Here is a 14,352-nt window from a genome sequence, read left to right on the forward strand (position 1 = left end):
AGTGGACAAGCGTTCTGGCACGACTGCATAGTTGATCGACGTATAAATCACCAGTTCAAACTATTGAATTCCAAGGCCATCCTATGTTTTCTGTTCTCCGCACCAGTACCAGCATCCTGTTTGCCGCGTGTTTCGTGGCTACCGCATCCGTCGCCAATGTGTCGTCTGAAGCTACGCTAGGAACTGCGTTTCAGATGGCGATGGCTGAACATACTCAGCAGGCGCCGCAACTGGTTGAGTTCTACCGGGCAAACGGGTTTTTGCCGCTTTGGGTCGGCGATACGCCTGAACACACTCAACGCCGGGCGGCGCTGATCAATGCGCTTACGAATGCGCATCTGCACGGCCTTCCACAGGCCGAGCCGACTGTTGCCGCCGTGATGGAGAAGATGGAAAAGGCCCGTTCGGTGCGCGATCTCGGTGCGGTTGAAGCAGAACTTAGCCGTATCTTTGTCGAATATGCCGACGCGCTTTATGCGGGCGCAATCCGGCCCGGCAGTGTGGATGATGGGCTGGTTCGGTCCGTAGAACGACGCAGCACTGTTGAGCATTTGCTGGGAATAAGCACTCTGGGCGCGGCCTACTTTACAGTCTTGGCGCCGCAATCACATCAATACCGCGAATTGATGAAGCAGAAGTTGTCCTTGGAAAAGCTGGTATTTCAAGGGGGATGGGGGCCAACAGTTCCCGAAAGCAAACTGGAATACGGCGACACGGGACCGAATGTTGTCAAGCTGCGCGACCGTCTGGTGGTGATGGGTTACATGAAACCGTCCGCCAGCCCGTCTTTCGACAGCGCGTTGCTTGAAGGCGTTCGTGCCTTTCAATCCGCGCATGGGCTTGAAACCGATGGTGTGGCGGGCAAGGGGACGATTGCCGAAATTAACCGTCCAGCCACAGACCGGTTGAAAGCCGTTTACGTTGCGTTGGAACGCGAACGCTGGCTGCCTCGGGAACGCGGCACGCGTCATATCCTTGTGAACCAAGCCGACTTCACGGCCAAGATCGTGGACGAAGGGCAAGTCACTTTTGAAACCCGCGCAGTCATCGGTAAAAATGTGCATGATCGAAGAAGTCCGGAATTTTCGGATGAGATGGAGCATATGGTGATCAACCCAAGCTGGCATGTTCCCCGCTCGATCGTGACCAAGGAATACCTTCCGAAACTGCAATCAAACCCGAATTCCGTGGGACATATTCTGATAACTGACAGAAGCGGCAGGCAGGTCGATCGGGGTGCGGTGGACTTTACCCAGTTTACGACCAGCAATTTTCCCTTCGCAATGCGTCAACCGCCCAGCCAAAGCAATGCGCTGGGTCTGGTGAAGTTCATGTTCCCCAATAAGCACAACATCTATCTGCATGATACTCCACAGAAAAACCTGTTCTCGCGCGAAGTTCGGGCCTTTTCACATGGGTGTATCCGCTTGGCCCAGCCATTTGAATTTGCTTACGCCTTGCTGGCCAAACAAGAGGAAGATCCAAAGGCATTCTTCCATCGCGTTCTGAACACCGGAAAAGAGACCAAAGTCAATTTGGAACAGAAAGTTCCGGTGCATCTGATTTACCGCACGGCCTATATCGGGCCCAAAGGCGAAGTGCAGTATCGTCGCGATGTCTATGGGCGGGACGGCAAGATTTGGGATGCCCTACAAAAGGCAGGGGTGGCCCTGCCGGACGTTCAGGGGTAAGCACAGGGCAAATCCTGCCAAAAGGAAGCCCGCCATGCAGTTTACCGTACAACAGATTGCCGAGTCTCTGGGTGCCGAATGTCAGGGCGATGGCGGCCTGACGATTGTGCGCGCCGCCGAACCGGGCGATGCAGGCCCGACAGATCTGGCGATGGCTATGTCTCCGAAGTACGCCGAGGCGCTTACCAACGGAGCCGCTCGTGCGGCCGTCCTATGGGAAGGGGCCGACTGGCAGTCGATGGGATTGCGTGCGGCGATTTTTGTAAAACGTCCCCGTATGGCGATGGCTGGCATCACTTCCATGCTGGACCGGGGGCAAGGGGTCGAGCCGGGGATTCACCCCTCGGCCGTGATAGACCCGACCGCTGAAATTGGTCTGGATGTGGCGATTGGTCCGTTGGTTGTTGTGGGCGCGCGCGCCCGGATCGGCGCAGGCTCTGTCATAGGGGCACATTGCGCGGTGGGAATGGATGCCATATTGGGCGACCAGGCGGTGTTGCGCGAAATGGTCAGCATTGGCGCACGGGCGCAGATCGGAGATCGTTTTATTGCGCAACCCGGTGCCCGGATCGGAGGGGACGGGTTCAGTTTTGTTACCCCCGAAGTCTCGGGCGTCGAAAATGTACGCAAGACAATGGGCGATCAGGGTGAGGCCAAAGCTCAGAGCTGGCTGCGCATTCACTCGCTGGGTGCTGTGGAAATCGGTGACGATGTCGAAATTGGCGCGAATTGCACAATCGACAATGGCACGATCCGAAATACGTATATTGGCCACGGTTCGAAGTTGGATAACCTGGTCCATGTCGGGCACAACACCCGAGTCGGTCAGGACTGCCTGTTGTGCGGTCAGACTGGTGTGTCGGGTTCGGTTGAGATCGGAAACAACGTGGTTCTGGGCGGTCAGACCGGCGTTGTCGACAACATTTTCATCGGGGATGGGGTTATTGCCGGTGGCGGCACTAAGATACTGTCCAACGTACCCGCTGGTCGCGTGATCATGGGGTATCCCGGAGTCAAAATGGAAACGCATACGGACATCTACAAGGCACAACGGCGTTTGCCCCGTATGGCACGCGACGTCGAGGCATTGAAAAAGGCTGTTTTCAAACAGACCCCGAGCGATTAAATCAACCTCAAACTGATAATCAGGGGATCGACATGAGCATCAGCGACCGCGTCATCGCGATCATTGCAGAGCAGGCCGTTCTGGAGCCATCGGATGTAACGCCCGAAAGCACGCTGGAAGATCTGGGTATCGACAGCCTCGGGCTGGTCGAAAGCATATTTGCCATCGAGGAAGAGTTCGACATTTCGATTCCTTTCAATGCCAACGAGCCCGAGGCCAATGACTTCGATATCTCCAATGTGGCCGCGATCATCTCTGGGATCGAAAAGCTTGTGTCGGAAAAGGTCTGACACACGCTCATGAAACGCGTTGTCATTACCGGAGCAGGTACGATCAATTCGCTGGGCCATTCGGTCCCTGACACGCTGGAAGCAATGCGCGAAGGTCGTTGTGGTATTTCGGAACTTGAATTCCGGGATGTTGATCGGTTGGCCATCAAGATCGGCGGACAGGTCCGGGGTTTCGAGGCGGAAGGGCGGTTCAACCGACAGCAGATGTCGCTGTACGACCGCTTCACGCAATTCACCCTGACGGCGGCCAAAGAGGCGATTGAGCAGTCGGGCATCGAGTTTCACGGCGAGTTGGCAGCAAGATCAGGTGTTGTTCTGGGAACCGCGGGTGGTGGTGTTTCGACTTGGGATGACAATTACCGTTCTGTTTATGAGGATGGGAAGAACAGGGTACACCCCTTTGTCGTTCCAAAGCTCATGAACAATGCAGCCGCCAGTCATGTTTCAATGGAACATAACCTGAAGGGCCCCAGTTTCACCGTGTCGACAGCATGTGCGTCATCAAACCATGCGATGGCTCAGGCCTTTCAGATGGTGCGCAGCGGCGCGGCTCCGGTCATGGTTACGGGCGGGTCCGAATCGATGTTGTGTTTCGGCGGTGTAAAAGCCTGGGAAGGTCTGCGCGTGATGTCGAAAGACGCGTGCCGCCCGTTCAGTGCCAACCGCAACGGAATGGTGCAGGGCGAAGGGGCTGGCGTCTTTGTCTTTGAGGAATACGAACACGCCCGCGCCCGAGGGGCCGAAATACTGTGCGAAGTTGTCGGCTTTGCCATGTCATCGGATGCCTCGGACATTGTGATGCCCAGCAAACAAGGGGCCGCGCGTGCCATGGCCGGTGCCTTGGCCGATGCGAAGCTGAACGCAAAAGATGTGGGTTATATCAACGCGCATGGCACCGGAACAGCTGCAAATGACAAGACCGAATGCGCAGCCGTGGCCGACGTGTTTGGGCCGCACGCAGACGATCTGATGATATCGTCCACGAAGTCCATGCACGGCCACATGATAGGCGGGACCGGAGCTGTTGAGCTGCTGGCCTGCATCATGGCACTGCGGGACGGTGTCATTGCACCGACGATTGGATATGAGGAACCGGACCCGGAATGCGCGTTGGACGTGGTACCGAACGAAGCACGCGAAGCAAAGGTCGACGTCGCGCTTAGCAACGCATTCGCCTTCGGTGGGTTGAATGCCGTACTGGCCCTGAAGCGGGTTTAGTGAAAAAGCCGCCGTTGATAAAACGGCGGCTTCCACGGATGTTTTTTCTTAGTTTGTGTTGACGTTCAGAGCGTCAAAGCCCGATGTGAAGCCGGAGAGCGACATGTCCATTTCAAGAACCTGATCCGGGAAACGGGCGGGAACCAGTGAAAACGTCGCTTTGGTACCAGCTTTCATCGCGTCGATATCCCCTTGGCTAAGACCTAGTTGCGCGATGCAGCCCACGGGAACGCATTGGTGGTAGTTGTACAATTTACGCGGCGCGCCATCGATTGACAGGGCCAGTTGCGCTTGCAGCAGAGTTTCGAGGGGTACGATCACATTTGCCCAAGCAACGGCGGCACCACCTTCTGGCAGTTTCCCGATGGAAACTTCTGCGATCGGATCACCATTTTTACCCTCCAGAACCTGAACGATGGCGCAAGGATCCTCGCCTTCCTGTGCCTTGATACAGGATACGTCCCAATCGCCGAATTCTTCCTTTACGAACTGTTCTCCGACCCGGGGGCCTTCCTGACCAAGGTCCAGACCGGCGTCTGGCGCTGTTGTGGGTGTGTCTTGTGCATACGCTGCGCCGGATAGCAGAACAGCGGCGATCGTGTTGAACGAGAGGATTTTCTTGAACATGAATGCCTCGGGTTGATGATTGATCTTTTTGCTTCGTTTAACACTCTTCTGAACCAGTGTCAGGCACTAACAGAGCAGCCTTTGTGAACGTGAACGGATTCTTGCCTGAGGGATGAAGCCGCACCTTCGGAGATTAGAAAAAGGGAGCTGTTCGACCAGCTCCCTTCCCCATAAGTTTCTCCCCGTCGGACTGGCCGACTTATTTATGCGCAAACCCTACGGAAGGGGCGCACACGGGTCAACAGCTATCCTCAATTTTTAATCTATGCGCCAGAATAATAATCTAGGGGCCGAACCAAAAGGGCCGTGCCAGCAGGCACGGCCAGTCGACAGGGAGGAAGTTTGCCCCGCAACGCAAGGCAAATAGACTATCGCAGTCAAAGGTTAACTTTGTATGCTGGCGGCGGATCGGTGAACAATAAGGCAATGTTAATGGGCACGAATATCTTTTTGGGCGGTGGCGGTGTAAACTATGCTCAGCCGCAGGAACTTACGTTGAAATATGCGAACCGCCATGGATTGATTGCCGGGGCAACTGGTACCGGCAAGACCGTGACATTGCAGATTCTTGCAGAAGGTTTTTCTCAGGCGGGTGTCCCGGTATTCCTCTCGGATGTGAAAGGGGACCTGTCTGGGCTGGCCCTTCCCGGAAGCGAGACCCACAAACTGAATCAGGCCTTTCAGGACCGGGCCAGTCGGATCGGGTTCGAGGATTTTGCCTATTCTGCCTGCCCGGTGACATTCTGGGATCTGTTCGGTGAACAGGGCCATCCGGTGCGTACGACAGTGACGGAAATGGGTCCGCTTTTGCTGTCGCGGTTATTGGAGTTGAGCGAGGCGCAGGAAGGTATCCTGAATATCGCGTTCCGCGTGGCCGACGAAGAAGGGATGCCGCTGCTGGACCTCAAGGACTTACAGGCGCTGCTGGTCTGGATCGGAGAGAATCGGGCGCAACTGTCATTGCGATACGGCAACGTATCCACGTCCTCGATTGGGGCGATTCAGCGACGTCTGCTGGTTCTCGAGAATCAGGGTGGTACAAAGCTGTTTGGCGAGCCTGCACTGGATCTGGCCGATCTGATGCGAACTGACGAAAACGGGCAGGGGATGGTGAACATACTGGCGTCCGATCAGCTGATGGCTGCCCCACGGCTTTATGCAACGTTCCTGTTATGGCTGCTGAGCGAACTGTTCGAAGAGTTGCCAGAGGTTGGGGACCCAGAAAAACCAAAGCTGGTGTTCTTTTTTGACGAGGCCCATCTGCTGTTTGACGATGCGCCTAAGGTTCTGGTGGACAAGGTTGAACAGGTCGCCCGCCTGATCCGTTCAAAGGGTGTGGGGGTATATTTTATCACTCAGAGCCCTGCTGACATCCCGGAAGATATTCTTGGACAGCTGGGCAACCGTATACAGCACGCACTAAGGGCATTCACGGCGCGGGACCGAAAGAACCTGAGGCTGGCCGCTGAAACCTATCGCGAAAACCCGACTTTCGACACGGAAACGGCAATTCGCGAAGTCGGCGTTGGCGAAGCTGTCACCTCAATGCTGCAAAAGAAAGGCGTTCCGGGCGTGGTCGAGCGTACGCTTATTCGTCCACCGGGATCTCAGCTGGGGCCAATTTCAGATGCCGAACGCCGGGATATCCTTGCCGCCTCGGCGATGGCAGGGAAATACGATAAGAGCGTAGATCGAAAATCTGCCTTCGAGATTCTTCAGGCGCGAGCCCAAGCTGCGGCCAGTGCAGCGGAACGGGCGGAATCCGACGAAGTTCTTGAAGCGCAATCGCCGATCGAACGCGAATACTCTTCCGCCCGCAGATACTCCGGCAGCCGGGTCGGTCGGTCCTCATCCCGGGTTGAGCGCAAGCAGGACACCTTCGCCACGGCAATGACCGAAGCGGTGATCAAAGAGCTTAAAGGTACAACCGGGCGCCGGATTGTGCGCGGTATCCTTGGCGGTTTGTTTCGCAACAGGTAAGTAACGCAGCGCCCTTTGAGGGCGCTGTCGCGTTTACTTCAGTCGGCGTTGGCCTTCCTGACGACAATAGGCGTCAGCCTCGGGAACCGACATCTTCGTGGCCGGGAAGTCGATTGCACGGTCCCAGGTCACGCGATCCTGACGATATAGCTGACAGGTCACGACACCTTTTGGTGTCTGTACTTTGACCGGCGTCGTCTCAAGATCTTCGGGACTGGGGACGCAGGCGGATACTGCAACGGCAATAGCCGAAAACAGAATGAGTGATTTCAGATGTGGTGCTTTCATTTTCTACTCTTGTCTACTCGTCATGTTGATTGATTAAAACGGTATAGGCGGGTGTGAGTGCCAGGGACCTGCTGCAAATCAAAAACACTGTGGTGGGTTCGTTTATTCAGAAAAACCTTAAGAATCAAGAAACCGCGCCAGATTAGTGGCGCGGTTTTGCGTATTGGAACGTGGCGTTGACCTATTTCTCGGGGATCAGACCCCTTGGGCTGAATCTGAGAACAATCAACAGGATCAGGCCCATCGTGAACAGGCGCATATGTGCGGCACTATCAATAAGATGTGACTTCAGCGCGCTGCCATCCGGTAAGCCAGCGGTGATCACACTCATCAACCACAAACCAATCGGCTCGACCTGGACCCATAAGAACCAGATCAGGAACGCGCCAAGTACGGCTCCGAAGTTGTTGCCGGAACCGCCAACAATCACCATGACCCAAACCAGAAAGGTAAAGCGCAGCGGATTGTAGGTGCCTGGCGTCAGCTGCCCGTCCAGAGTGGTCATCATAGCGCCTGCGATGCCGCAAATGGCCGACCCCAATACGAAAATCTGCAAGTGGCGACGGGTGACGTCCTTGCCCATGGCTTCGGCCGCGACTTCATTGTCGCGGATTGCGCGCATCATGCGACCCCACGGGCTTTTCAGCGCCATCTGCGCCATCCAGAGTAACGCCAGAAGAACCAGCATGAACAGCAGCGAATACCCAAGTTTCACCGAGAGGGTGGATGCAGTGACCGGATCCAGCCCCAGCCATTCGGCGCGGGCCAGAAAAGCCGGATCTTGCTGCAATTCAACTTCGTACCCGACAACCGGTGAGGGGCGCGGAATGCCATAGACATTCTTCACGCCGCGGGCCAGCCAATCCTCGTTCTTCATGACGGCGATGATAATCTCGGCGATACCCAGCGTGGCAATTGCCAGATAATCTGACCGCAGCCCTAGCGCGGTTTTGCCAATCAGCCACGCCGCCCCGGCAGCCAGCAGACCTCCGGCAGGCCAGGCCAGCAGAACGGGCAGGTTCAGTCCACCGATGTTACCGGCAATCGCCGGGTCAATGGCCTCGACCGCGGCAACATTGGGGTCGAACACGGCCCGGTAGAGGAAGAAGCCGACGATAAGGACAGTGATTATTGTCAGAGTCTGCACCCGGCCTTTGGGCATTCTTGTTGCCACCAGTACGGCTGCAACAACGGTGGCAGCCCCCAGAAGCAAGGACAGAACGATACCATAACCGCCTGCGCCCCAGGCGCCCGGGGTAGGCGCTGTTGATACCAGCACAACCGCCAGACCGCCCAGCGCGACGAAGCCCATGACCCCTACGTTAAACAGGCCCGCAAAGCCCCATTGCAGGTTCACACCGATCGCCATGATGGCCGAGATCAGCCCCATGTTCAGGATCAGAACGGCAGTGTTCCAGCTTTGCGTGAAACCGGTCAGCAGAATGAGACTGCCAATAGCTATGAAAAGCAGAGTGTTTTTGACAGATTCGGTCATACTGCTTTTCCCTTGAACAGGCCCGTGGGCTTAAACAGAAGCACGATCAGCAGGATGACAAAGCTGACAGCGAATTTGTAATCGGTGGACAGGAGCTGGACCAATCCGGACGGCTCCAGGTTTTCGGGGGCCACATAGGTCAGTACTTTTTTCCAGGCATAGGTGATCGTCACCTCGGAAAACGCGATGATGAACCCGCCGGCAATTGCGCCCAGTGGGTTACCAAGGCCACCCACGATGGCCGAAGCGAATATCGGCAGCAGAAGCTGGAAATAGACGAAGGGTTTAAAGCTCTTGTCCAACCCGTAAAGAACACCCGCTGTGGTCGCCAAGGCGGCCACGATGATCCAGGTGATCATCACAACACGTTCAGGGTTGATGCCGGACAAAAGCGCCAGATCCTCGTTGTCGGAATAGGCGCGCATCGATTTCCCGGTTCGTGTTTTATTGAGGAACCAGAACAACAAGACCACGGCAATAACGGCCACTATCAGTGTGATCCCTTGCGAGGTCTTGATAGCCAGACCCTCTTGTAGGCCCGTCATGGATTTGAAGTCCCGCGCGGATATCAGGAATCTTGCACCGTCCGAAAACTTTTGGTCATCCGGCCCGATGATAAAGCGCACCAAACCGTTCATGATGAACATTACACCCATTGATACGATCACAAGGATAACCGGCTTGGCCTTTTGTTCGCGGTAAAAGCGGTAGACCAGCCTGTCCGTGACCAACACCAGCAGGATGCAGCCAAGGATGGCAAAGGGCAGGGCGAGCAGGGCAGTCGGCAACGGCCCAAAGCTGACACCAGCGGCCTGTAAGCCCCAAGTGACAAGCACAGCGATCATCGCCCCAAAGGCCATGGTGTCACCATGTGCAAAGTTCGAAAACCGCAGGATGCCGTAGATCAGGGTCACGCCAAGCGCTCCCAATGCCAGCTGGCTGCCATAGGCAATCGCAGGCACGATGACAAAGTTGGCCAGTGTGACCAACGCGTTCAGTAAATCCATGAATTCTTCTCACTGTCCGGGTGCGGCTTTATGGCATGTGTACCATTGGTAATTCAACACACGGCTATGGTTTTCAACGAATTGGGCGAACGTTTTTTGCCAGGGTAACGCGGAACCAGCAAGGCTTGTGAGTTTCCGAGAACCAAACGCGCAGGTGAAGCCGCGCGACTTTTGAGGTCAGCGTGGCCACCCGGCAGTATTGCTTGGATGCAAAGTCACGCCTGAACTTCTTGGCATTTGCCGAAATCCTCGTCGGCATGGGGACCTTTGACAGACAGATCATAGGACATGTCGTCAAGTTGAACCACCAGCGTCATCACGTTCTGACCTTCGATATACATGAACGTCATGCTTCCCACGCCTTTGAGGATCACAGCATCGCCTGCGGCTATTGGGGTTTCAATGTTACCTTTGTCACCGTCCGCGGCACGGCTAAGGCGGATTTCGCTGCCGTCGCGGTCGGAGGTGCACAATAGGTGGCGTTCTTCGGCTACTGCCTGAGTGGCCGAAAATAGGGCAAGCGGCAAAGCGATCCAGAGTTTCATAGTCTGCGGGTCCTTGTCTTCGATTTTGCATTCGCCTTCGAACTGTCGAGCCATTGGTTCAGTAATATGGCCCGACCGGCGTGGATGGCCCGCCTAAAGCTCCATTATGTCACAAATTGAACTTAAGCGTGTTTTTTGCCCTTTGAATAACGCGTGAAAATAACCGATTTGGTCTCGTGAAAGAGCCATTAAAACAAATAAATAATAGTCATGTTTAACGTCCTCAAATTTAACGCACCATTATCCTGACATATTGAAAACACAATCAGACATGGGTTGAGCGATTCAGGTTCAAAGTGACCCGCGCCGGGCCGTTCTGTCTGCCAATCTAGGGCCCCAGATTGTTCTTGTCTCAAGCTGAGCGCACACCACCTCACCAGGCCTCAAGTTCCGGTGAAATAGCTGGTTCAGGTCTATGATACGAAAGGGTTTTTCCTAAATTCACTTCGTTGAGCTGCGGAAGATGTGATTGTCGAGCGCAGCCAGGACCGAAATATAAGGCTGATCTCGCGAGCGTAATAGCGCGCGAAGGCAGGCATAAGTAACAGAAGGAAGAAACTCATGAGATTTACCGCGCTGATCACGGCTGGCCTGTTGATGCCCACATTCGTACAAGCTGCAATCGACGACCCGCTGAATGGCGCGGATTTTGTCGTCAATTGCCTCTCCGACAAAAACGGGGGATCGGTGACTCTGGCGCGGTCGGGTGAGACGGACAAGGGGTTCATCGTGGCCGAAAACATCAAGGGCGAGGCGAAGATTATTCCCGGTCTGAACTCGCTCACCTTCCTGCATATCATGGATCAGGACGTGGTGACCTTTGTGGTGGATTTCGATAACCTGCACTATGACATGTCGGTCAAAGGTCCACATGCCGCGAATGACTCCGGATATTGTAGCAATCCGGCGGGGTGAGAATTAGGAAGGCGGTTGCACTTAGTTATGCAGTGATTTTCTACACTGTTTTCCTTGAAGCAACGTGTTTCTGCGAACCCACTGCTAGAATGAGGAGGACGGTGCGCACCAAATGGGAGTTTGTGCGCCGTCTCATCCTCAACCGCCCAAGAAACTCTTTCTCACTTCCGGATCAGCCAGCAATTCCTTGCCCGTACCGGTATAGGCGTTTCGCCCCTGAACCAGCACATATCCCTTATCGGCAATCTCCAGTGCCTGGCGGGCGTTTTGTTCAACCATCAGGATCGGCAGGCCGGTGCGTGCGACCTCGATGATGCGGTCAAAAAGCTCATCCATCACGATGGGTGAGACACCTGCGGTGGGCTCGTCCAGCATCAGGACCTTGGGTTGCGTCATCAGCGCGCGACCCACGGCAACCTGTTGGCGCTGACCGCCAGACAGTTCGCCGGCAGGTTGGTTGCGTTTGTCACGCAGAATTGGGAACAGATCATAGACCTGCTCCATCGTGTCCGAGAAATCGTCGTGACGGATAAAGGCACCCATTTCCAGATTTTCCTCGACAGTCATCGAGGTGAAAATGTTCGATGTCTGAGGAACAAAGCCCATACCGCGGATCACGCGATCTTGTGGGGTGAGGCTGGTGATATCCTCGCCGTCTAGACGTACAGAGCCGGCGCGCACATCCAGCATCCCAAACACGGCCTTCATCGCCGTTGACTTGCCCGCACCGTTGGGGCCGACGATAACGGCGATCTCACCCTTGTCCACGGCAATGGTGCAGTCATGCAGGATATCCGGGCCTTTGCCATAACCGCCGGTCATGGTGTCGCCGATCAGAAACGGGCCGCCTTCAACGCGATGAGTCGTCCCGCTTTTACGATGGGCAGGCGTCATTGTTCCGATACCTTGCGTGTTGGTAATCGATGCGTCCTTGTTGCCCTTGTCGTCCTGATAGGGGTTGTCGCTCATGCCAGCGGTCATGTCTGGGCCTCCAGCTTGTCTTTGTTTTTGAGGCCGGTGCCAAGATAGGCTTCGATCACGTGCTCGTTTGCCTTGATCTCATCCAGAGTACCCTCGGCCAAAACCTTACCCTCGGCCATGCAGATGACCGGGTCGCAGATCTTGCCGATGAAATCCATGTCGTGCTCGATGACAACAAACGTATAACCACGCTCTTTGTTCAGGCGCAGGATCGTATCAGCGATGGTCATCAGCAGGGTGCGGTTCACGCCTGCTCCGACCTCGTCCAGAAATACGATCTTGGCGTCCACCATCATGGTACGACCAAGTTCCAGCAGTTTCTTTTGACCGCCCGAAACCTGACCGGCCTTGTGATCGGCCAGATGTTCGATGGTCAAAAACTCCAGCACCTCGTCTGCCTTGGCTTTCAACGCGCGCTCTTCATCAGCGATGCGCTTGCGTCCGAACCAGGTATTCCACAGCGCCTCACCCGATTGCGCACCGGGCACCATCATCAGGTTTTCGCGGCAGGTCATCGACGAGAATTCATGCGCGATCTGGAACGTGCGCAGCAAACCTTTGTGAAACAGCTCATGCGGAGGCAGGCCAGTGATATCTTCACCATCCATAACCACCTTTCCGCTGGTCGGAGGCAAAACACCGGCGATCACGTTGAACAGAGTGGTTTTTCCGGCCCCGTTGGGCCCGATCAGGCCGGTGATCGACCCTTTTTGGATTTCCAGCGACGCCCCGTCCACCGCGTGAAACCCGCCGAAATGCTTATGCACGTCCTCGACGACGATCATGGTATCCCCTTGCCTTGTCCCCGTGAAACGAGGTGCAGCCTTTTGTCATTGAAACAGCCCGGACACAAGGCCCGGGCTGTCTGATTTTATAGCTTGATATGCGGGATCAACGGAAGTTGACGGTCTTGTTTTCGCCGTCGGTCACTTCGATCTCGCGGTACGACCCTGCGCTTTCGCCGGGGCCGATCAACTCGACACCGGACGCGCCGACATAGTCGATGTCCTGACCGGCGGCCAGCAGTTCCAGACCTTTGGCCAGTTCACCCGGATAGATCTTTTCACCCGGTGCATTAGCGACGTCCATAACTTTGCCCGCGTAATCTGCCGGGTTGGTCGAACCGGCGGCTTGCATGGCGAACATGAACAGCGCTGCCGCGTCATAGGATTCGGGCGAATAGGGCGACGAACCGTCAAATCCGGCTGCTTCGGCCAGTGCAAAGTACTTTTCTGCACCTTCACCACCCGACCCGGCAATCTGACCGAACGAGCCGTTCAGGTCGGGGCCGACATTTGCGGGCAGCGAGTCACCGATCATGCCACCGGGCAGACCAAAGGTGTCAAACGCACCGCTGTCCAGCGACGACTGGATGATGCCCAGACCACCCTGGTCCAGATAACCCGCGACAACCAGAATGTCTCCACCGGCCGAAGCCAGCGCGCCAACTTCAGCCGAATAGTCGGCCTTGCCATCTTCATGCGCCGTAACGATGGTCACTTCTCCGCCAACCGCTTCGAAGGACGTCTGGATCGCATCGGCCAGACCTTTGCCATAGTCATTGTTGGTATAGGTCAGCGCGATCGAGTTGATGCCGCGATCCTTGAGGATATCAGCCATAACCTGACCTTCGCGCGCATCCGACGGCGCGGTGCGGAAGAACAGGCCGTTGTCCTCCATGGTCGACAGGCCGGGCGAGGTCGCCGAAGGCGAGATCATGACCATGCCGTTTGGAATGGCAACGTTCTGCAGGATCGCGCCGGTTACACCCGAACAGTCGCCGCCAATGATGCCTGCAACGCCGTCGGCGATCATACGCTCGCCGTTCGAGGTGGACAGACCATTGTCGATACAGCCGGTATCGGCACGTACACCAGCCACGCTGGCACCGTTCATGAACTTGCCGGATTCGTTGACTTCGGCGATTGCCAGCTCAGCACCCGACCCCATGGCAGGGGCCAGCGATTCAATGGGGCCGGTAAAGCCGATCAAAATCCCCAGTTTGACATCTTCGGCCATGGCTGCGCCGGCCAGCAATGCAGTTGCTGCAGTTGCAGTAAGCAGCTTTTTCATATGGTTACTCCCAGTTGTGAACGTATTCGTTCTGGCGACGACCCTAGGCAAGCTGTTCGGAAAAGAAAAGTCCTAACGCAAACGTGTCTTTTTCGGTTGAAAATCTATCTGTTTTG

14 protein-coding genes are annotated in these 14,352 nt (G+C 55.7%); 6 read left to right on the forward strand and 8 right to left on the reverse strand.

The features are described from left to right. Positions 1 to 83: 83 nt before the first annotated feature. The 4 genes from ACR0CE_RS03120 to ACR0CE_RS03135 are packed head-to-tail and all read left to right on the forward strand — an operon-like array spanning position 84 to position 4,325. Positions 84 to 1,691 carry a L,D-transpeptidase family protein gene (locus ACR0CE_RS03120; protein ID WP_480830890.1) on the forward strand — a complete coding sequence of 536 codons (1,608 nt, stop codon included), beginning with the start codon at positions 84 to 86 and terminating at the stop codon, positions 1,689 to 1,691. A 34-nt stretch (positions 1,692 to 1,725) separates the two neighbouring features. After that, positions 1,726 to 2,817 carry a UDP-3-O-(3-hydroxymyristoyl)glucosamine N-acyltransferase gene (locus ACR0CE_RS03125; protein ID WP_480830892.1) on the forward strand — a complete coding sequence of 364 codons (1,092 nt, stop codon included), beginning with the start codon at positions 1,726 to 1,728 and terminating at the stop codon, positions 2,815 to 2,817. A gap of 32 nt (positions 2,818 to 2,849) precedes the next feature. Then, positions 2,850 to 3,107, forward strand: coding sequence for an acyl carrier protein (locus ACR0CE_RS03130; RefSeq protein ID WP_171723262.1), 258 nt, complete (start codon positions 2,850 to 2,852; stop codon positions 3,105 to 3,107). A 9-nt stretch (positions 3,108 to 3,116) separates the two neighbouring features. Next, entirely contained in the window at positions 3,117 to 4,325 is a 1,209-nt protein-coding gene (locus ACR0CE_RS03135; RefSeq protein WP_480830894.1) for a beta-ketoacyl-[acyl-carrier-protein] synthase family protein, read from the forward strand. A gap of 48 nt (positions 4,326 to 4,373) precedes the next feature. On the opposite strand, the gene ACR0CE_RS03140 is transcribed toward ACR0CE_RS03135, so the two are convergent. Then, positions 4,374 to 4,952, reverse strand: a complete 579-nt coding sequence (locus tag ACR0CE_RS03140; protein WP_480772703.1) for an invasion associated locus B family protein — start codon at positions 4,950 to 4,952, stop codon at positions 4,374 to 4,376. Between the two features lie 432 nt (positions 4,953 to 5,384). Between ACR0CE_RS03140 and ACR0CE_RS03145 the strand changes: the two genes are divergently transcribed. Continuing rightward, positions 5,385 to 6,932, forward strand: coding sequence for a helicase HerA-like domain-containing protein (locus tag ACR0CE_RS03145; RefSeq protein ID WP_480831218.1), 1,548 nt, complete (start codon positions 5,385 to 5,387; stop codon positions 6,930 to 6,932). Positions 6,933 to 6,965: 33 nt separating this feature from the next. On the opposite strand, the gene ACR0CE_RS03150 is transcribed toward ACR0CE_RS03145, so the two are convergent. The 4 genes from ACR0CE_RS03150 to ACR0CE_RS03165 form a co-directional block, all read right to left on the reverse strand. Next, entirely contained in the window at positions 6,966 to 7,220 is a 255-nt protein-coding gene (locus tag ACR0CE_RS03150; protein ID WP_480545571.1) for a hypothetical protein, read from the reverse strand. 181 nt (positions 7,221 to 7,401) lie between these two features. Next, positions 7,402 to 8,715: a branched-chain amino acid ABC transporter permease gene (locus tag ACR0CE_RS03155; RefSeq protein WP_480830896.1), complete on the reverse strand. Its 1,314-nt coding sequence runs from the start codon at positions 8,713 to 8,715 to the stop codon at positions 7,402 to 7,404. Further along, complete coding sequence (locus tag ACR0CE_RS03160) at positions 8,712 to 9,722, reverse strand: branched-chain amino acid ABC transporter permease (protein ID WP_480772701.1); 1,011 nt, start codon at positions 9,720 to 9,722, stop codon at positions 8,712 to 8,714. The genes ACR0CE_RS03155 and ACR0CE_RS03160 overlap by 4 nt, the downstream gene beginning before the upstream one ends. Positions 9,723 to 9,937: 215 nt before the next feature. Next, positions 9,938 to 10,321, reverse strand: a complete 384-nt coding sequence (locus ACR0CE_RS03165) for a hypothetical protein (RefSeq protein ID WP_480830898.1) — start codon at positions 10,319 to 10,321, stop codon at positions 9,938 to 9,940. 507 nt (positions 10,322 to 10,828) lie between these two features. Between ACR0CE_RS03165 and ACR0CE_RS03170 the strand changes: the two genes are divergently transcribed. Then, positions 10,829 to 11,182 (forward strand): hypothetical protein, encoded by a 354-nt coding sequence (locus ACR0CE_RS03170; protein WP_480505160.1) that lies wholly within the window; start codon positions 10,829 to 10,831, stop codon positions 11,180 to 11,182. 138 nt (positions 11,183 to 11,320) lie between these two features. On the opposite strand, the gene ACR0CE_RS03175 is transcribed toward ACR0CE_RS03170, so the two are convergent. The 3 genes from ACR0CE_RS03175 to ACR0CE_RS03185 form a co-directional block, all read right to left on the reverse strand. After that, entirely contained in the window at positions 11,321 to 12,151 is an 831-nt protein-coding gene (locus tag ACR0CE_RS03175; RefSeq protein WP_267366696.1) for an ABC transporter ATP-binding protein, read from the reverse strand. An 8-nt stretch (positions 12,152 to 12,159) separates the two neighbouring features. Beyond that, positions 12,160 to 12,948 carry an ABC transporter ATP-binding protein gene (locus ACR0CE_RS03180; protein WP_209596275.1) on the reverse strand — a complete coding sequence of 263 codons (789 nt, stop codon included), beginning with the start codon at positions 12,946 to 12,948 and terminating at the stop codon, positions 12,160 to 12,162. 106 nt (positions 12,949 to 13,054) lie between these two features. Further along, a complete protein-coding gene (locus ACR0CE_RS03185) occupies positions 13,055 to 14,236 on the reverse strand; it encodes an ABC transporter substrate-binding protein (protein WP_209503916.1) in 1,182 nt (393 codons plus the stop codon). Positions 14,237 to 14,352: the final 116 nt, after the last annotated feature.

The sequence above is a fragment of the Ruegeria sp. L11 genome, assembly GCF_056531755.1.

Coding starts and splice junctions, on each gene's coding strand:
- ACR0CE_RS03120 (WP_480830890.1), top strand. CDS start 84: ATGTTTTCTGTTCTCCGCACCAGTACCAGCATCCTGTTTGCCGCGTGT.
- ACR0CE_RS03125 (WP_480830892.1), top strand. CDS start 1,726: ATGCAGTTTACCGTACAACAGATTGCCGAGTCTCTGGGTGCCGAATGT.
- ACR0CE_RS03130 (WP_171723262.1), top strand. CDS start 2,850: ATGAGCATCAGCGACCGCGTCATCGCGATCATTGCAGAGCAGGCCGTT.
- ACR0CE_RS03135 (WP_480830894.1), top strand. CDS start 3,117: ATGAAACGCGTTGTCATTACCGGAGCAGGTACGATCAATTCGCTGGGC.
- ACR0CE_RS03140 (WP_480772703.1), bottom strand. CDS start 4,952: ATGTTCAAGAAAATCCTCTCGTTCAACACGATCGCCGCTGTTCTGCTA.
- ACR0CE_RS03145 (WP_480831218.1), top strand. CDS start 5,385: ATGGGCACGAATATCTTTTTGGGCGGTGGCGGTGTAAACTATGCTCAG.
- ACR0CE_RS03150 (WP_480545571.1), bottom strand. CDS start 7,220: ATGAAAGCACCACATCTGAAATCACTCATTCTGTTTTCGGCTATTGCC.
- ACR0CE_RS03155 (WP_480830896.1), bottom strand. CDS start 8,715: ATGACCGAATCTGTCAAAAACACTCTGCTTTTCATAGCTATTGGCAGT.
- ACR0CE_RS03160 (WP_480772701.1), bottom strand. CDS start 9,722: ATGGATTTACTGAACGCGTTGGTCACACTGGCCAACTTTGTCATCGTG.
- ACR0CE_RS03165 (WP_480830898.1), bottom strand. CDS start 10,321: ATGGCTCGACAGTTCGAAGGCGAATGCAAAATCGAAGACAAGGACCCG.
- ACR0CE_RS03170 (WP_480505160.1), top strand. CDS start 10,829: ATGAGATTTACCGCGCTGATCACGGCTGGCCTGTTGATGCCCACATTC.
- ACR0CE_RS03175 (WP_267366696.1), bottom strand. CDS start 12,151: ATGAGCGACAACCCCTATCAGGACGACAAGGGCAACAAGGACGCATCG.
- ACR0CE_RS03180 (WP_209596275.1), bottom strand. CDS start 12,948: ATGATCGTCGTCGAGGACGTGCATAAGCATTTCGGCGGGTTTCACGCG.
- ACR0CE_RS03185 (WP_209503916.1), bottom strand. CDS start 14,236: ATGAAAAAGCTGCTTACTGCAACTGCAGCAACTGCATTGCTGGCCGGC.